The organism is Dyella silvae, assembly GCF_026421305.1.
Classification (GTDB): Bacteria; Pseudomonadota; Gammaproteobacteria; order Xanthomonadales; family Rhodanobacteraceae; genus Dyella; species Dyella silvae.
The window spans coordinates 82,715-98,735 of the sequence record NZ_JAPJBQ010000003.1 but is presented as its reverse complement, the minus strand read 5'-3'; the positions used below and the strand labels follow the sequence as shown (position 1 = coordinate 98,735).

17 protein-coding genes are annotated in these 16,021 nt (G+C 63.1%); 11 read left to right on the top strand and 6 right to left on the bottom strand.

Annotated elements, in window-relative coordinates; genetic code table 11:
* The first annotated feature begins 43 nt into the window (after positions 1-43).
* From OQE56_RS08885 to OQE56_RS08870, 4 genes are all read left to right on the top strand, one after another.
* On the top strand, positions 44-1,039 hold the full coding sequence (locus OQE56_RS08885; protein ID WP_267223612.1) for a transporter: 996 nt from the start codon (positions 44-46) through the stop codon (positions 1,037-1,039).
* Positions 1,040-1,051: 12 nt separating this feature from the next.
* Entirely contained in the window at positions 1,052-1,813 is a 762-nt protein-coding gene (locus tag OQE56_RS08880) for a class I SAM-dependent methyltransferase (RefSeq protein WP_267223610.1), read from the top strand.
* 168 nt (positions 1,814-1,981) lie between these two features.
* Positions 1,982-3,628, top strand: coding sequence for an acyl-CoA dehydrogenase family protein (locus tag OQE56_RS08875; protein ID WP_267223608.1), 1,647 nt, complete (start codon positions 1,982-1,984; stop codon positions 3,626-3,628).
* 115 nt (positions 3,629-3,743) lie between these two features.
* Complete coding sequence (locus OQE56_RS08870) at positions 3,744-4,235, top strand: asparaginase domain-containing protein (RefSeq protein ID WP_267223606.1); 492 nt, start codon at positions 3,744-3,746, stop codon at positions 4,233-4,235.
* A gap of 95 nt (positions 4,236-4,330) precedes the next feature.
* Here the strand turns inward: OQE56_RS08870 and OQE56_RS08865 are convergent, their stop codons facing one another.
* The 3 genes from OQE56_RS08865 to sufT all read right to left on the bottom strand — a co-directional run bounded on the left by OQE56_RS08865 (position 4,331) and on the right by sufT (position 8,632).
* Positions 4,331-6,982 (bottom strand): protease pro-enzyme activation domain-containing protein, encoded by a 2,652-nt coding sequence (locus OQE56_RS08865; protein ID WP_267223605.1) that lies wholly within the window; start codon positions 6,980-6,982, stop codon positions 4,331-4,333.
* A 788-nt stretch (positions 6,983-7,770) separates the two neighbouring features.
* Positions 7,771-7,989 (bottom strand): HP1242/YdcH family protein, encoded by a 219-nt coding sequence (locus OQE56_RS08860; RefSeq protein WP_267223603.1) that lies wholly within the window; start codon positions 7,987-7,989, stop codon positions 7,771-7,773.
* A gap of 85 nt (positions 7,990-8,074) precedes the next feature.
* The gene (gene sufT / locus OQE56_RS08855; protein ID WP_267223602.1) at positions 8,075-8,632 is read right to left on the bottom strand and encodes a putative Fe-S cluster assembly protein SufT; all 558 of its coding nucleotides are present in this window, start codon (positions 8,630-8,632) and stop codon (positions 8,075-8,077) included.
* 235 nt (positions 8,633-8,867) lie between these two features.
* Between sufT and OQE56_RS08850 the strand changes: the two genes are divergently transcribed.
* The gene (locus OQE56_RS08850; RefSeq protein ID WP_267223601.1) at positions 8,868-9,308 is read left to right on the top strand and encodes a hypothetical protein; all 441 of its coding nucleotides are present in this window, start codon (positions 8,868-8,870) and stop codon (positions 9,306-9,308) included.
* 31 nt (positions 9,309-9,339) lie between these two features.
* On the opposite strand, the gene OQE56_RS08845 is transcribed toward OQE56_RS08850, so the two are convergent.
* Both OQE56_RS08845 and OQE56_RS08840 read right to left on the bottom strand, forming a co-directional pair.
* Positions 9,340-10,770 (bottom strand): NAD(P)(+) transhydrogenase (Re/Si-specific) subunit beta, encoded by a 1,431-nt coding sequence (locus OQE56_RS08845; protein WP_267223599.1) that lies wholly within the window; start codon positions 10,768-10,770, stop codon positions 9,340-9,342.
* A complete protein-coding gene (locus OQE56_RS08840) occupies positions 10,770-11,075 on the bottom strand; it encodes an NAD(P) transhydrogenase subunit alpha part 2 (protein WP_267223597.1) in 306 nt (101 codons plus the stop codon). Before OQE56_RS08840 ends, OQE56_RS08845 begins: the two co-directional genes overlap by 1 nt.
* Positions 11,076-11,213: 138 nt before the next feature.
* On the opposite strand from OQE56_RS08840, the gene OQE56_RS08835 reads away from it, so the two are divergent.
* From OQE56_RS08835 to OQE56_RS08825, 3 genes are read left to right on the top strand one after another with little or no spacing between them, the layout of a single operon-like run.
* Complete coding sequence (locus tag OQE56_RS08835; protein ID WP_267223595.1) at positions 11,214-11,798, top strand: RNA polymerase sigma factor; 585 nt, start codon at positions 11,214-11,216, stop codon at positions 11,796-11,798.
* Positions 11,795-12,184 (top strand): DUF3619 family protein, encoded by a 390-nt coding sequence (locus OQE56_RS08830; RefSeq protein ID WP_267223584.1) that lies wholly within the window; start codon positions 11,795-11,797, stop codon positions 12,182-12,184. Before OQE56_RS08835 ends, OQE56_RS08830 begins: the two co-directional genes overlap by 4 nt.
* A 2-nt stretch (positions 12,185-12,186) precedes the next feature.
* A complete protein-coding gene (locus OQE56_RS08825; protein ID WP_267223582.1) occupies positions 12,187-12,741 on the top strand; it encodes a DUF3106 domain-containing protein in 555 nt (184 codons plus the stop codon).
* Positions 12,742-12,794: 53 nt separating this feature from the next.
* On the opposite strand, the gene OQE56_RS08820 is transcribed toward OQE56_RS08825, so the two are convergent.
* A complete protein-coding gene (locus OQE56_RS08820) occupies positions 12,795-13,895 on the bottom strand; it encodes an NAD(P) transhydrogenase subunit alpha (protein WP_267223580.1) in 1,101 nt (366 codons plus the stop codon).
* A 153-nt stretch (positions 13,896-14,048) separates the two neighbouring features.
* On the opposite strand from OQE56_RS08820, the gene cdd reads away from it, so the two are divergent.
* The 3 genes from cdd to OQE56_RS08805 all read left to right on the top strand — a co-directional run bounded on the left by cdd (position 14,049) and on the right by OQE56_RS08805 (position 16,012).
* Positions 14,049-14,456, top strand: a complete 408-nt coding sequence (cdd, locus tag OQE56_RS08815; RefSeq protein WP_267223578.1) for a cytidine deaminase — start codon at positions 14,049-14,051, stop codon at positions 14,454-14,456.
* Between the two features lie 99 nt (positions 14,457-14,555).
* A complete protein-coding gene (locus OQE56_RS08810; protein ID WP_267223576.1) occupies positions 14,556-15,125 on the top strand; it encodes a nitroreductase family protein in 570 nt (189 codons plus the stop codon).
* Positions 15,122-16,012 (top strand): 5'-3' exonuclease, encoded by an 891-nt coding sequence (locus OQE56_RS08805; protein WP_267223574.1) that lies wholly within the window; start codon positions 15,122-15,124, stop codon positions 16,010-16,012. Before OQE56_RS08810 ends, OQE56_RS08805 begins: the two co-directional genes overlap by 4 nt.
* Positions 16,013-16,021 lie beyond the last annotated feature (9 nt).

The window sequence follows — 16,021 nt, the reverse complement described above, 5'->3', positions numbered from 1 at the left end:
CTTTTCGGCATAGCTTGCGCCCCGGAATACCCCTAGGGCAACCATGAAGCGCTACCTGCCAGGACGTCTTATTCACCGCTACGCAGCCACGTTCTGCCTGGCTTGCCTGATGGCGTGGCTCGGTACGCCGCCCATGGCGCATGGCCAGGAGGCGCCGGTCGCACCCACCTTGCAAAGCCGCGATGACGCCTGGTGGACCGGCCCCATGATGGCCAATTCGGCCGAGACGCTGCCGCAGGGCCACATGCTGCTCGAGCCCTACCTGTACGACGTGATGAGCCATGGCTCGGACAGCTTCGGGTCACGCACGTATGTGAACTACGGGCTCGCGGATCGGTTCACCGTCGGCATCATCCCGGTGTTCGGTTACAACCGGGTCAGCGGCCAGCCGAACAGTGATGGCGTACAGACCGGCGATATCACCCTGCAGGCGCAATTTCGTCTGCGGCAATTTCATGAAGGCAGCTGGCTACCGACCGTGGCCATCCAGTTGCAGGAAACCTTGCCCACCGGCAAATACGACCAGTTGGGCAATCGACCCGCCAATGGCCTGGGCACCGGCGCTTACACCACCACCATCGGCATCAATTCGCAGACCTATCTGTGGTTGCCAAACGGCCGCATTCTGCGCGTGCGCCTCAATGTGTCAGCCTCGTTTTCTTCAAGCACGGATGTGCAAGGTGTCAGCGTCTATGGCACCGACGCCAACTTCCGCGGCCACGCGCGCCCGGGCAACAACGTCTTCGGCGATGCTTCGCTGGAATACAGCCTCACGCGCCGCTGGGTCCTCGCACTCGACGTGATCTACAACCACAACAGCAGCACGCACGTGAGTGGACAGGAGTATGCCAACGGCGACCCGTTTCCACCGGACCAGTCGTTGGGCTCACACTCAAACCGTTACATCGGTTTCGCGCCGGCCGTGGAATACAACTGGTCACCGAACATCGGACTGCTTTTGGGTGTGCGTGTCATTCCTTCGGGCAACCGCACGCCGTCTTCTATCACGCCCGCCATCGCACTCAACTACGTGCATTGAGGAAGTGACGCCATGAATCGCTTATGCCTGATTGCCGCCTCTGCCCTGCTGACGTTCACTGCCACCTGGTCCGTCGCACAGACCCATCCATTGCCGAGCTTTGTCGGCCTGGCCATCGCCGACAAAAACCGCCCGGCCGACGACCGTGCACTCGATGATCAGCGCCATCCCGCGGCGGTGCTCGGCTTCACCGGCATCAAGCCCGGCGACATCGTGGTCGATCTGATGCCCGGCAAGGGTTACTACACGCGACTGCTCAGCCACATGGTCGGCCCCAAGGGCAAGGTCTACGCCTTGCAGCCGACTGAGATGGACAAGGCCGCGCCGAAAGGATTGGAAAGCCTGCACAGCTTTGCGGGAACGGCGGATTACCCCAACGTCGTCGTGCTGGTGCAGCCCACCCAAGACCTGAAGCTGCCGGAACCCGTAGACGCCATCTGGACATCGCAGAACTACCACGACCTGCACGATCCCTTCATGGGCTCACCGGACATGGCAAAACTCGACAAGCGTTTGTTCGATGCGCTGAAGCCAGGCGGCACGCTGATCGTGCTCGATCACGCAGCGGCAGCGGGCACCGGTGTAGCCAAGACCGATGACTTGCATCGCATCGACCCGGCTGCGGTGAAAAGCGAGCTCATCGCCGCGGGCTTCACCTTCGACAGTGAAAGTGATGCGCTGCGCAATCCCGCCGACGATCACAGCAAGGGGATCTACGACGCGTCGATCAAAGGTCACACCGATCGCTTCATCTACAAGTTTCATAAACCGTAATTCACTTAACCGGCGCACGTCACCGTCCCCCCGCTGCGCGCCTTCGGCCCCTACCGGCGAAGGCGCGCAGTGGCGCCGGCCCTTTGATGCGCAGGAAGGCCAGGCGGCAACGGTGACTGCGGTGTACTCGGCCTATACTCGACGGCACCGATCCGTCGAGAGCCGATCATGGGATTCGTGCAAGATCCGCCGCAGCTCGCTCATCCGTATCGTGAAGACCGTTTATTGCGCGCCACGCTGGACAGGGCTTTACCTCCAGCACACCGCGCCGCACTCGACGCCGATCTGCAGGCGCTGGGCGATTACGCCCTCATGGCCTGGCAACGCGCTTGCCGTACTCCCCGACGCAAACCGGTGCTTACGCAGTGGGATGCCTGGGGCAACCGCGTCGACCGCATTGAGCTGACCGAAGCCTGGCAAGAAGGCCCGCGCATCACCACGACACATGCCGTGCTTGCGGCAGGCCATGAAGCCAACGAGCACGCGCGCCTGGAAGAGTTCGCGCGCGCCTATCTCTATCACGTAGCCAGCGAGTTCTATACCTGCCCGCTCGCGATGACCGACGGCGCTGCCACCGCACTGAAAGCCTCCGGCAACAAGGCATTGATGGAACGTGCCCTGCCCCATCTGCTCAGCCGCGATGCTGCCAGTTTCTGGCTCAGCGGCCAGTGGATGACCGAAACCACCGGCGGCTCTGACGTGGGCAACACCGAAACCGTGGCGCGTCAGGATGCTTCAGGGCAGTGGCGCCTGTATGGCCGCAAGTGGTTCAGCTCCGCCGTCGTTGGCGAAATGGCGCTGGCACTGGCACGCCCCGAAGGCGCCGGCGTGGGCGCCGGCGCGCTCGCACTCTTCTATGTCGAAACGATGGACGGTCCGCAGCGCAAACCGGAACTCATCATCGATCGACTCAAAGACAAACTTGGTACGCACGAGCTACCCACAGCAGAAATCCATCTGGATGGTCTGCCGGCATGGCCGCTGGGCGAACTCGCCAACGGCGTGCGCCAGGTAGCGCCGATGCTCAACATCACTCGCACGTGGAATGCGGTGGGCGCCACCGCCAGCATGGCGCGTGCGCTGACACTGGCGCGCGATTACGCCACGCGAAGAAGTGCTTTCGGCAAGCGGCTTATCGAACAACCACTGCATGCGCAAACACTGGCGGATATGCAGGCGGAGTTCGAGGGCGCCTTCACGCTCACCTTCGAAGTCGCCCACCTGTTGGGCCGCGTGGAAAACGGTGCCGCGCAACCGCATGAAGCCGCGCTGCTGCGGCTGCTTACGCCGCTGGCCAAACTATGGACCGGCAAAATGGCCACCGAGCTGTGCTCTGAAGCCCTGGAGTGCTTCGGCGGCGCAGGCTACATCGAGGACACCGGCCTGCCCCAGTTGCTGCGCGACGCGCAGGTTTACGCGATCTGGGAAGGCACCACCAACGTCCTCTCGCTGGATAGTCTGCGCGCCCAGGCCGGCGACAACCTTACGGCGCTACGCACCGCCGTCGAAGGCTGGCTGGCCGACAGCATCGATGCCCATGCGCGCAGGCAGATCCATGTGACGCTGGATGCCGCCACCGCTTATATCGCTGCCCATGCCAGTCACCGGGAAACGCTGGAAGCCGGCGCCCGCGGCCTGGCCTTCACCCTGGCACGCTGTGCCGCGGCCGCGCTGTTGGCACGCCACGACAGCTGGTCCGCCCCGCTCGGTCATGCCCACGCTGGCGCCGCGCTGCGCCGCTTCGTGGCGCACGGGCTGTCGCGCCTGTCCACGGCTGACGCGACCGATACCGCCTTGCTGCTGGGCCCCCACTGAGCTGCCCAAACCAAGGTGGGAGCGCAGCACACCGCCGGCTTGGGCGTGTCGGAACATGCACGAAGGCTGTCGAGGCCCTAAAATCCCTACTTCCCCACCTTGGCGACTCCCGACCATGCAGCATCTGACCATCGTCACCACCGGCGGCACCATCGACAAGATCTATTTCGACGACAAGTCGGACTACAAGATCGGCTCGCCGCAGATCGGCGACATCCTCGGCCAGCTCGGCGTGGCCTTCCAGTTCGACGTGATTCCGATCCTGCGCAAGGACAGCCTGCACATGACCGATGAGGATCGCGCACTGGTGCGCTCCACCATCGAGGCGCAGCCGCACCGTCACGTGCTGGTGACCCACGGCACCGACACCATGGTGGAAACCGCCCGCGAACTGGCTCACATCAAGGGCAAGGTCATCGTGCTCACTGGCGCGCTGAATCCGGCCCGCTTCCAGGGTTCGGATGCCGTGTTCAACATCGGCTGCGCCGTGGCTGCTGTGCAGACGCTGCCCGATGGCGTCTACATCACCATGAACGGCCGCGTGTGGGACCCGTCCAAGGTGCGCAAGAACCGCGAAGCCAATCGCTTCGAAGAAAGCAACGGCTGACGCCAACTGTCTTTGGCATAAGGAAGGGCCCGGTCATCGCTGACCGGGCCCTTTGCGTTACAGCGCAGCGCATGACGCGATGCGCACGGCCTCACTTACTGCACAGTGAGGTTCACGTCATCGAGCACGAACGAGGTCTGTAGCGACGCATTCTCGGTACCGGTGAATTTCAGCGTCACCGTCTGGCCGATATACGCGCTGAGGTCAAAACTGGCCTGGCTGTAACCCGAAGCCGCATTGAGGTTCGAGTACGTCGCCAGCGTCTTGAGCACGGTTCCACTGCTATTGAGCACCTGCACCGTCAGCTTGTCGTGAGCCGTGGTAGTGGTGGTCTCGGCGGTATCGATGTGCAGATAGAACGTCAGCTTGGCCGACGTCTTGCCGCTTGGGATGGCGACTTTCTGCGACACCGTATCCGTATGCGTGGTGCCATAACCATCAAGCCACGCAAACCAGCTGCCGCCGTGCGCCGTCTCGCCGCTGCACGTGCTGTTGCTGCACAACACGCCCGAGCTCATCGACCACGGGCTGGCGGTACCGGTTTCAAAGCCAGGATTGCCCAGGATTTGCGTGGGCGCACTGGAGGTCACCGCGACCGAGGCCGTTTTGCTCGACGACTTGCCACTGACGCCATCCGTCACCGTTTCGGTCACGCTGTAGGTGCCTGCAGCGGCGTAGGTGTGACTTGGGCTGGCCGTGGTGGCAGTTCCGCCATCGCCAAAGGTCCACGAGTACGAAGAGATGCTGCCGCCAGTGTCGGTGGAGCTATCGGTGAAGGTTGCCGTCAGGCCACTCGTCGTGTAACCGAAGTTGGCCGTGGGTGTACCGCCGGTGCTGCCACCGCCGCCCCAATACTTGCTGACGTAGGCATTGAACTTGGCGATGTCCAGGCTGCCCCAGCCCGTACTGTTGTCGTAACCGGCCTTCGCGGCAAAACCGTAACCGTTGTAGCCGTTGTTACCCGAGGTGACGTCGTGCAATGGCGAGGCATCCGTCGGGAAGTACTTGTACATGTTCTGCGTCGGCAGACCCAGGCTGTTGTTGTTTGCCGAGAGAATGCGAGCCCATATGCCCACGAAAATCGGGGAGGCCAGGCTGGTGCCGCCGATCTGATAACTCTGACCATTGATGATGATGTTGGCGCCGGTAGATTGGGCCGCATCGAACGCCACATCCGGCACCTGGCGGTTGGTCACCGAGGAACCCAGCGCCGTGGTCTGCCACGCAGGTGCTGTCTCGTAAAGGCTGACGCCGCCGCCGGTCGCCCAGAGGCGTTCGTTGTTATCGCTGTTGGTCGGATCGATGGCTGCGAGGCCTTCGTTCCACACCGTCTCGCCCGTCCACGTCGTACCACTGGTGCTGAGCGTCGTGCCGCCAACGGCCACGACGTTCGGCGAGGTGGCCGGTTCGCTCACCGAGTAGTGGCTCAGTGAGATCTGCACCTGGCCAGAGGAGTTCGCCACATAGCCCGGCCCACCCTCCGTCGGATCGCTGGACCACTGGTAGACACCCGCATCACCGGAAGCGATGGAGAAGGTCTGCCCCTGTGCCACGGCCTGGGCGAAGATCTTGTCGTCGGCTGCCTGGGTGCCCGAGGTATTCGCAGCGGATTCGTCTTCACCGAGCGAGACGTTGATCACCTTCGCCACGTTGTCAGTCACGGCGCGGTTGTACGAGGCCGTGATGCCTGCATCGGTAAGGCAGCTGTCGTTCGCGTCGCAGTTGGGCGTGGCGTAGAAGATCAGCGTACCCACACCGCCCGAGGTGCCGGTGATGGTCTGGCTGTCGAGATTCCATTCGCCATCGCCGTTCGGGTCATCCGCGTAGGCGCTGGTACCCGTCTTCACCACCTGCGCATTCACCTGACTCATGCCGGCATTGCTGGTGAAGGTGTTGAGGTCGGTGATGGTCTGGGTCATGTCGCCCCAGGTCACGATGCCCACGGTCGTATTCGACGCGCTGGGCGTACTGCCCACGTCGTAGATCGCAGGGAAGTCAGTCGGGTTGTGTGCGACCTGGCTGCCCGTGGCCATGACACCCACCGTGTTGGTGCTGGCGTGCTGGGAGGGCCCAAGAATGTGATGCATGGTGTGCGGCACATTGAGGTTCTGCAGACCAAGCACGGCATCGACGATGCCACCCAGCGCCTGCGGCACCTGTGCGGGCGAATCATTGGCAATGCGCTGCTTACCGCCATAGGCAAATGTGCGCATGGTGGTGCGGAAGGCCGTGCTCACCGTATTGGCGTTGCCATCGGCCGACACCAGCATGTTGTTGCCAGCCACCTGGACATGCGTGAAGCCGGCCTGGCGCAAATGCGCCGTCACCTGGGCCACATCCGCATCGGTTGGCGCATAGCGTGCCTTGAATTGCGCAGGGGTCAGAAACTTGTGGAACTGAGGGCTAGCCGGATCGTTGACGGCATGCAGAAACGCCTTCAGCTCATCCACGTTGCGCAGATTCAGGCTGAGCTCCACATGCACGGGCTTGCTCGCCTCCAGTGGCGACACCGTGGCGGCATCGACCTTGGGCGCGCCATGCATGCTGAGCGTCCAGGTGGCATGCGTTACCGCCGTGGTCGCTGCCGTTGCCGGAGCCGTAGTCCTGGCCATGGCAGCCTGGGTGCGCGTGCCTACCCACGCATCCGTCGCCGCCGCGTGCACCGAGCCCGCCATGGCAAACGACATCGCAAGCGGCAGCAGCGCCTTACGCAGTGCCTTTTCCCGCAAATCGAAACGAACAGTCATTCTTGTCTCCTTGACGTTTTTTGAGAACAAACCGCCCCGATGCGGCGCTGCGCGCCACATGAATTGGGGTTGCCGTGAATGCACGGCTTCAGATGTCGTGACTGTGTTGCGATCCGATAGGCGCCGGGTTCGCCTTCCCCCTGCCATTCCATGGAACGGCCTAACCCGACGCAGATTCGCTAAACGACGCACACCCGGCGATGGCCGATGCTCGCGCCGCTAAAGGACCATCCGTCAACCCTCCCGCTAACGGATTAATTGACCGTATTCAAGAAAATGCGAACCGTCAATGCTGTTAATTCGCTTTTGCAGACGACCGTCACGCAAGCAAATTAATGCGAAGAAAGGTTTTAAACGCCAATTATTGCGTTTCTTGCGACTAGCTTACGCAAGGCCAGGTAAGCCCATATCCGGCCAGTTATCTCCTTTAAATCAATGTATTGTGCGAATTGTCGCGATCAAGATAATTCAAACAGCAAAACCCGAAAGACGTCCTTATGCGGATTTTCGAAATAATCGGACAATTAAATCCAATCGCATTTGTCACGATTTACATTAGCCGCTTTTCGAAAGAACTCGCGATGGACAACCCGGCAACCCTGCGTAAGGGTCGTGATTGAAAATAAATGACAGCTAAATTTCTCTGGGCGAAGGCACGCATGACGGATGCGCCATGGCGCTGAGTGTTCGACGTCACTGGCTGGCCAGATGCCTCGATGGCATCCACTCGGGTACGTGGAAAACGAGTCGCGCCGTTGCAGCGCGACTCAAGAAAGCACCAGCGGCGCTCAGGCCACCGAAGCCTTGCGCAGAAGGATGTAGAGCTGGTCTTTCAGGTGCAGCTTTTCTTTCTTCAGCTGCTCGATGGCCATGTCGCTGGCTGGCTGCAGACCCATCTCCATGTTTTTGATCTCCTGATCCAGCTCGTTATGGAGGTGGAACAGGCGAGCAAAGTGGGGGTCCTCGCCTTTCAGCGTGCTGATCAGATCGCGATATTCGGGAAACATGCCATGACTCCAGGTGCGAATAACAAACGGCCAAGCAGCCTCGCATCGCATGGAATCAGCAATCTTGATCTGAATCAGAGCTTCTTTACAGCATGCCGGTTTCGAGCTTGGCCACGTCGGACATCATCGAATGGTTCCACGGCGGATCGAACACCAGATCCACGTCCGCTTCGGCCACGGTAGGAATGAGTTCCAGCTTGGTGCGCACGTCATCCACCAGAATGTCGCCCATGCCGCAGCCGGGTGCGGTCAGCGTCATCTTCACGTACACCTTGCGCTCGTCAGCCCCGCGATGCTCGATGCTCACGTCGTAGACCAAGCCGAGCTCGACGACATTGATGGGGATTTCCGGGTCGAACACGGTGCGCAGCTGCTGCCACACCAGCGCCTCGACATCGGCGTCGGTGGCATCCACCGAAAGCTCGATCGGCGGCGGCGGCTCCTTGCCCAGCGCGTCGGCATCGTTGCCGGCAATGCGGAACAGATTGCCTTCGACGTACACCGTAAAGCTGCCACCCAACGCCTGGGTGATATAGCCAATCTGACCGGCCGGCAGGCTCACCACGTCGCCCTGCGGCACCATGACTGCCTGACAGTCACGCTCAAGGGTGAAAGGTTCGCTGCTAAGACTGAAACCGCTCATGCCGATCCTGACGAATCTCATCGATGGCGCGGAAAGGGACCGCGCCTAGCTCTCTATTATGCCGCTTGGCGGCCACTCTTGCCCGCCGACATCAGGCCAACACAGGCCAATCTCAAGGGGTGACGCCTGCGACAGACCGATTGGCAGCGGGCAGCGACCCGGCGTGCCGCGTTATGATGGGGGTTTTACGCCAGAGAAGAACCGTGTCCGCTGCCCTGCTCGTTTTCGCCTGTTCATGAACGCACGGGCTGCCCTTTCTCTGCTGTTCGCCGCCTTCAGCGCGGTGATGCTGGGCATGGCCGCAGGCGCTGTCTGGATGGTTCCTACGCTGTATCTCCAGCAGGCCATGCCATGGCTTGCCCTGCCCGCCGGCTGGCTGCTGGGCAAAGCCATCCGCCGATGGGTGCGACCTGCCGGCAGCAACGCGGCGTTGCTGGCCGCGCTGGCGACGTTGACCGCCGCCTTCTATGTGAACCTGCTGATGGCTGGGGCTCGCATTGCCGGCCTGATGGGCCTGGGCCTGGTCGATGCGTTGCGTACCGCCGGCTTCGATCTGCTGTTGCAGTTGGCCGAGCTCGCGCAGGGTTCGATGGACGACGTGTTTTACGTGCTCGGCATGGGCATCGCCGCTTTTGTGGCGATGCGTGCCCATCGTCCGGCCAAGGCAGGCCCGTAAGGTCGACCGGCTAGGAGCTCGACCCGAGCTCCTAGGTCTCCAGCGTTTTCAGCTCGCTTACCAACTGGCCCGCTGCCGCCTGACCATCGCCGTACAGCATGCGCGCATTGTCGGCATAGAACAGCGCATTCTCGATGCCTGCGAAGCCGGTGCCTTTGCCACGCTTGACCACAATCACCTGCTTCGCCGCGGCCACGTCGAGAATCGGCATGCCGTAGATCGGTGATGACGGATCGGTCTTGGCCAACGGATTCACCACGTCGTTGGCGCCAATCACCAGCGCCACATCGGTATTGGGAAACTCCGGGTTGATGTCGTCCATGTCGGCAATGAGGTCGTAAGGCACGCCCGCCTCGGCCAGCAACACGTTCATGTGGCCGGGCATGCGGCCCGCCACCGGATGGATGGCAAACTTCACCTTTACGCCGCGATCGATCAGCAATTTGGCGAATTCCCACACCTTGTGCTGCGCCTGCGCCACGGCCATGCCGTAACCCGGCACGATCACCACGCGCTCGGCATACGCCATCATCACTGCTGCGTCGCTGGCTTCGATCGGCTTCTGGCTACCACCAATGGCCTGAGCCGCGGTACCGGTCGCACCGAAACTGCCAAACAAGACGTTGCCAATCGAGCGGTTCATCGCCTTGGCCATCAACTGGGTCAGCAAGGTACCGGCGGCACCCACCACGGTGCCGGCGATGATCATCGCCTCGTTCTGCAGCACGAAACCTTCGAACGCCACGGCCAGACCCGTGAACGCGTTGTACAGGGAGATCACCACCGGCATATCGGCGCCGCCGATCGGCAAGGTCATCATCAGCCCGAACGCCAATGCCAGCACAAAGAAAACCACGATCAACGGAATACTCAGCTGACCGCTCGCGATCATCGCACCCAGCACCACCGCGCCAGCCAGTACCAGCAGGTTGACCACACGCTGGCCGGGGAACACGAAGCGCTTGTCCAGCCAGCCCTGCAGCTTGGCAAAGGCAATCAGCGAGCCGGAAAAGCTCACCGATCCGATCAGGGCACCCAGGACGGCCAGCGCCAGCTGAGCCGCTCCGGGGGTGGCCGCGCCGTTGGCGGTGAACTCGCCACCGTCGAGCAGGGTGATGGCCTGACCCGCGTAACTGAACAGCTCGGCCGCGCCGATGGCCGCTGCCGCACCGCCACCCATACCGTTATAGAGCGCCACCATCTGCGGCATGGCGGTCATGGCTACCCGGCGGCCCGACCACCAGGCGGCCGCCACGCCGATCAGCACGGCTGCCAGGATCAGTCCGCGGTTGTGCATGTCCGGCAGGGCAAAGGTGGCCAGCACCGCCACCAGCATGCCTACGCCCGCCCACAGGATGCCGTCCCTCGCCGTACGGGGCGAGCTCATGCGCTTGAGACCGAGAATGAACAGGAGGGCAGCGAGGAAGTAACAGGCCTTGATAACCACCAGAAGCCAGGCCATCACTTCGCCTCCTTGCTTGCGGCAGGCTTGCTGGCCTTGAACATCTCCAGCATCCGTTCGGTAACCACATAGCCACCGGCCGCGTTGCCGGCGCCAAGCAGTACCCCGATAAAACCAATGACCAGCTCAAAGGTGGTCTGAGCGTGGCCTAGCGCTATCATGGCGCCGACCAGCACAATGCCGTGAACGAAGTTCGAACCGGACATCAACGGCGTGTGCAGAATGACCGGCACCCGGGCGATGATTTCGTAACCCGTGAATGCGGCCAGCATAAAGATGTAAAGCGCCAGGAACCCGTCGATCATGACCCCTCCCTGCCAGGACACCGTTGTCCCCGCATCATACGGGCGTGGGTCAACCTGCGCGAGCCTTGAGCGTTGATGCACAAGGACGATCCTATGGAGTCCCAGGATGCGCGACCCGGCGAATTGGATGATGACGCTATGAGCAGCGTCGTCTCCTCCCTTGATGCCGACCTGCTGACCGAAGATGTCCGCGCGGTACCCGCCTCGATGGATGCCTTCCTGGCGCAGGTGGAGCGGCGTGCGTTTCGTATGGCCGAGCTGAACCTGGGTCATCGGGAAGACGCGCTCGATGCCGTGCAGGACGCCATGCTTCGCCTGGTCAAGCACTACAGCGACAAACCCGCACAGGAATGGACTCCGCTGTTCTGGGGCATTCTGCGCCGGCGCATCGTGGATCTGCAGCGCCGCCGCAAGGTGCGCTCGATCATGGTGGGCTGGCTAGGTGGCCGCGACGAGGATGGCGACGAATTGCCCGCTTGGGAGCCGGCCGACACCGCACCGGGCCCGCTGGAGCGGCTGACCGACTCGCAATCGTTCGCAGATATGGCAGCAGCCGTGAAATTGCTGCCCCGGCGCCAGCGTGAAGCGTTCATGCTGCGCGTGCTGGAAGGCCTAGACGTGGCGGAGACCGCGCAGGCCATGGGTTGTTCGGAAGGGAGCGTAAAAACACACCTGTCGCGCGCTCTGCAACGGCTGCGCGACCAACTGGAGGACTGGCGATGAATGCGCCCGATAACCACCTCGAACGTCGTGCTCGCGAGCTTTACCGTGAAGCTGCGCGTCAGCTCGACCCGGCCACCGCCGCGCGCCTGCGGGCGGCCCGCCGCACCGCGCTGGCTGGCGCCGACGACTCGTCGCTTGCCCATCGACTGCTGCAGCTGTTGCTGCCGGCCGGCGCGTTTGCGGCCATTGCGTTTGCCGCGTTGATGCTGTCGTCCCCGGTACAGGGGCCGTCCGGAACGGCGCCCGCTGGCGTCATGTCGGCGCCCACCGCTGAATCCGACAGCGATCTCCCGCCGGATGCGGCGGCAGCCGACCCGACGCTTTACCAGAACATGGACTTCTACGGATGGCTAGCCAAGAACGGCGATAGCCAGGCGAGCAGGTGATCATGCGTCGATGCCGTATTTTCGTGCTGCTGTTTCTGGCCGTTTGGCTAGGCGGCATCGGCACTCCCAGCCTGGCACAGAACGCTCCGCCCCCGCCGGCGGGCGCCTTTCCGCCTGGCCCGCCTCCGGGCATGCCACCGGGGCCGCCCCCGGCCGCGCGTCCGTGGCAGAGCCTGTCACCGGAAGAGCGCGACGTGCTGTCGCCACTCGCTGGCAAGTGGGATTCGTTCCCGCCGGAGCGGCAGGCCAGGATGCTTCAGCGCGCCCAACAGTGGAAATCGCTGCCGCCGGAACAGCGCGACGAGATCCGTCAGCGCATCGATCAGTGGCAGAAGATGACGCCACAGCAGCGTGAACAGGCGCGCGAAAACAGCCGCCGTTTCCAGGAGCTGCCGCCTGCCGAACGCCAGCGGCTGCACGACGCGTTCCAGCACTACCAGCAGCTGCCGCCGGAACAGCGCCAACAATTGCAGCGCCAGTTTCACCAGGAAATGCACGACAGACCGCCGCCGCCTTTCCACGGCTCGGCCCCTCATGGCGGCCAGCCACGACACTAAAAAAAACCCCGCATTTGCGGGGTTTTTTTTCGCCTGTATTCAAGAGTTACCCGTCAGCCCTGAAAGTGCGGCTCGCCGTTACGCGTAACGCAGCTCTTGGCGATCAGCTCGTCATGGAAGTCGGGCGCAAGCGCATCGCCCTGTATGAGCAACTCGAGGAAGTTGTAGACATTGCGGGCAAACATTTCCGAGGCATGGAGCGGCGCACCCGCCGGCAGGTTGAGCGGACCAAGAATGACCACGCCACGATGCTCCACGCGCTCCCCTGGCTTGGTGAGTTCGCAGTTGCCACCGCCCTCGGCGGCGAGATCGACAATCAGTGCGCCGGGTTTCATGCCATCGACCATGGCAGTAGTGAGAATCTTGGGCGACGGCCGCCCCGGCACGGCAGCGGTCGTCACAATCACATCCACCGCTTTGAGATGCTCAGCCAGCGCCTGCTGCTGCGCAGCGCGTTCTTCCGCTGACAACTCACGCGCATAGCCGCCACTACCGGCCGCACTCACCCCAACGTCGACAAATTTTGCGCCGAGCGATTCGATTTGCTCCCGAGTTTCCGGGCGCACGTCATAACCTTCGGTCTGCGCACCCAATCGGCGTGCTGTAGCGATTGCCTGCAGACCGGCCACGCCGGCGCCGATGACCAGCACGCGCGAGGGGCGAATGGTGCCCGCGGCGGTGGTGAGCATGGGGAAGAACTTGGGTGCCGACTCGGCGGCGATGAGCATGGCGCGATAACCCGCTACCGCGGCCTGCGAACTCAGTACATCCATCGCCTGCGCGCGCGTGGTACGCGGAAGCAACTCCAGCGAAAAAGCCGTGAGTTTGCGTTTGCCCATCGCCACGATGCGGGCGGCCGCACCGTAAGGCCGAAGCTGGCCGACGACGGTGGTGCCTTCGCGCAGTTTCGACCACATGCCGTCATCGGGGGGCAACACGCAGGCAAGCACATCGGCCTGGGCCAGCACGCTATCGGCATCGGCGAAATCCACCTCGGCGTAGCTGTCGTCAGGAAACCCGGCGCTGGCGCCAGCGCCGCGCTCAAGCAGCACACGCACGCCCTTGCCGCGCAGCTTCTTAGCCACCTCCGGCGTGATCGCCACCCGGCGTTCGCCGGCGGCGGTTTCGCGCAATGCAGCCACGGTGATTGGCATCGTGCATCCCCTGCGGATAGGTCCGCCCATCGTAGGGAGGCGGTGATCCATTCGGCAAGGGTGCACTTGCAGCTCACCGGCCGAACGGGGTTAACTGGCCCGCCACCGGCGACGAGTGCATCGTGACGAGGGGGTCCCGCTATGGAGATCCCGATGACTGCTGTCGTAGCTTCCGATGTCCTGCTGGCCAAGGCGCGCAAGGCGCGTGACCAGGCGTATGCCCCGTATTCGCGCTTTTTGGTGGGCGCCGCCCTGTTGACCCGCGATGGCCAAACCTTTTCCGGCTGCAATGTTGAGAATGCCTCGTACGGCCTGTGCAACTGCGCCGAACGCACGGCGCTGTTTTCCGCCGTGGCCGCCGGCTACCGGCCGGGCGATTTCGCCGCCCTGGCGGTGATCGGCGACACCCCGGATCCGATCAGCCCCTGCGGCGCCTGCCGTCAGGTCATGGCCGAACTGTGCGCCGAAACCATGCCGGTGCTGCTCGGCAACCTCGCCGGCGACATGCAGGAGACCACGGTGCAAGCGCTGCTGCCGGGATCCTTCCGTCTCACCGCCTGATAGAGCACCAACGAAGAGGCCCGCCCTCTCTCACGCCTCACTTCTACCCCCACTCCCCCGGGGGGCGTAGCATGGACGCTTTGCACTACGGACCACCCCATGTCCCATCCCCTTTCCTTCTTGCAGCAGCGCCATTCGGTCCCGTCCCGCCAGCTCGGCGGCCCGGGCCCCTCTGGCGATGAATTGCAGACGCTGCTGCAAACGGCCATCCGCGTGCCCGACCACGGCAAGCTGGTGCCGTTCCGGCTGATCCTGCTGCAAGGCGAGGCCAAGCTCGCGTTCGGCGCACGATTGGCTGAGCTCTCGTTGCGCGTGAATCCGAACATGCCCGAATCCAAGCGCGAGAAGGACCGCACGCGCTATGACTTCGCACCGGTGGTCGTGGCCGCGATTGCGCATATCGACGAATCCAGCACTGTGCCGGTGATCGAGCAGAAGCTCAGTGTCGGCTGCGTGGCCTACAACCTGTTGCTCGGCGCGCAGGCCCTGGGTTACGGCGCGCAGTGGCTCACCGGCTGGGCCGCGTACAACAGAGAGGCAGCGGGCATCCTGGGATTGGCGGACAACGAACACGTGGTGGGTTTTGTGCACATCGGTACGCCGCAAATTGACGTGCCCGACCGCGATCGCCCCGAACTGGCCGACGTGCTGCGCACGTGGACGCCATGAGCCGTCCAGCCGTCCATCTGATCGACGGAAGCCTGTACGTGTTCCGTGCCTGGCATTCGATGCCGGATGAGTTCCAGGATGCGGAAGGTCATCCCGTCAACGCCGTGCATGGTTTCACGCGCTTTCTGTGTGAACTGCTTGAGCGTGTGAAGCCCGAGCATCTGGCGGTGGCATTCGATGCATCGCTGACCACGTCGTTCCGCAACGCCATCTACCCGGCATACAAAGCCAACCGCGAATTGCCGCCACCCGACCTGGAACGCCAGTTCGTGCTGTGCCGTGAAGTGGCCGAGGCGCTGGGCGTACCGGTGTTGATCGACCACACCTACGAGGCTGACGACCTGATTGGCAGCGCACTCTGGAGCCTGCGCGGCCATGGTTTCCGCAGCGTGATCGTGTCGGCCGACAAAGACTTCGGCCAGCTGCTGGGCGAGTACGACGAGCAATGGGATTACGCGCGCGGCACCCGCTGGGGACCGGCAGGCGTCCACGAACGCATGGGCGTACATCCCTATCAGGTGGCCGACTACCTCGCCTTGTGCGGCGACGCGGTGGACAACATTCCCGGTGTCCCCGGGGTCGGCGCGAAGACGGCAGCCGCGCTGCTGGCGCACTTCGGCAACCTTGATGCCTTGCTCGATCGCGTGGATGAGGTGCCCTTCCTGCGTATTCGCGGCGCCGCCAGTTGCGCGGCCAAACTGCGTGAACATGCCGAAGCGGCGCGGCTCTATCGCCGGCTGACGCGCATTGCGCTGGATGCGCCGGTGGCGCCGGAAGTGGATGCATGGCGTCGCCGTCAGGGTGAGATGGCGACGATGGACGCGCTGTGTGAACGCCTTCGCTTCGGTCCGTTGACGCGTACGCGTCTGAAGGCTCTGCTGAGTTAAGCACTGAGG

Bases quoted from the DNA above. Each gene is read 5' to 3' on its own strand.
- OQE56_RS08885 (WP_267223612.1), top strand. From the start codon at position 44: ATGAAGCGCTACCTGCCAGGACGTCTTATTCACCGCTACGCAGCCACG.
- OQE56_RS08880 (WP_267223610.1), top strand. From the start codon at position 1,052: ATGAATCGCTTATGCCTGATTGCCGCCTCTGCCCTGCTGACGTTCACT.
- OQE56_RS08875 (WP_267223608.1), top strand. From the start codon at position 1,982: ATGGGATTCGTGCAAGATCCGCCGCAGCTCGCTCATCCGTATCGTGAA.
- OQE56_RS08870 (WP_267223606.1), top strand. From the start codon at position 3,744: ATGCAGCATCTGACCATCGTCACCACCGGCGGCACCATCGACAAGATC.
- OQE56_RS08865 (WP_267223605.1), bottom strand. From the start codon at position 6,982: ATGACTGTTCGTTTCGATTTGCGGGAAAAGGCACTGCGTAAGGCGCTG.
- OQE56_RS08860 (WP_267223603.1), bottom strand. From the start codon at position 7,989: ATGTTTCCCGAATATCGCGATCTGATCAGCACGCTGAAAGGCGAGGAC.
- sufT (WP_267223602.1), bottom strand. From the start codon at position 8,632: ATGAGCGGTTTCAGTCTTAGCAGCGAACCTTTCACCCTTGAGCGTGAC.
- OQE56_RS08850 (WP_267223601.1), top strand. From the start codon at position 8,868: ATGAACGCACGGGCTGCCCTTTCTCTGCTGTTCGCCGCCTTCAGCGCG.
- OQE56_RS08845 (WP_267223599.1), bottom strand. From the start codon at position 10,770: ATGGCCTGGCTTCTGGTGGTTATCAAGGCCTGTTACTTCCTCGCTGCC.
- OQE56_RS08840 (WP_267223597.1), bottom strand. From the start codon at position 11,075: ATGATCGACGGGTTCCTGGCGCTTTACATCTTTATGCTGGCCGCATTC.
- OQE56_RS08835 (WP_267223595.1), top strand. From the start codon at position 11,214: ATGAGCAGCGTCGTCTCCTCCCTTGATGCCGACCTGCTGACCGAAGAT.
- OQE56_RS08830 (WP_267223584.1), top strand. From the start codon at position 11,795: ATGAATGCGCCCGATAACCACCTCGAACGTCGTGCTCGCGAGCTTTAC.
- OQE56_RS08825 (WP_267223582.1), top strand. From the start codon at position 12,187: ATGCGTCGATGCCGTATTTTCGTGCTGCTGTTTCTGGCCGTTTGGCTA.
- OQE56_RS08820 (WP_267223580.1), bottom strand. From the start codon at position 13,895: ATGCCAATCACCGTGGCTGCATTGCGCGAAACCGCCGCCGGCGAACGC.
- cdd (WP_267223578.1), top strand. From the start codon at position 14,049: ATGACTGCTGTCGTAGCTTCCGATGTCCTGCTGGCCAAGGCGCGCAAG.
- OQE56_RS08810 (WP_267223576.1), top strand. From the start codon at position 14,556: ATGTCCCATCCCCTTTCCTTCTTGCAGCAGCGCCATTCGGTCCCGTCC.
- OQE56_RS08805 (WP_267223574.1), top strand. From the start codon at position 15,122: ATGAGCCGTCCAGCCGTCCATCTGATCGACGGAAGCCTGTACGTGTTC.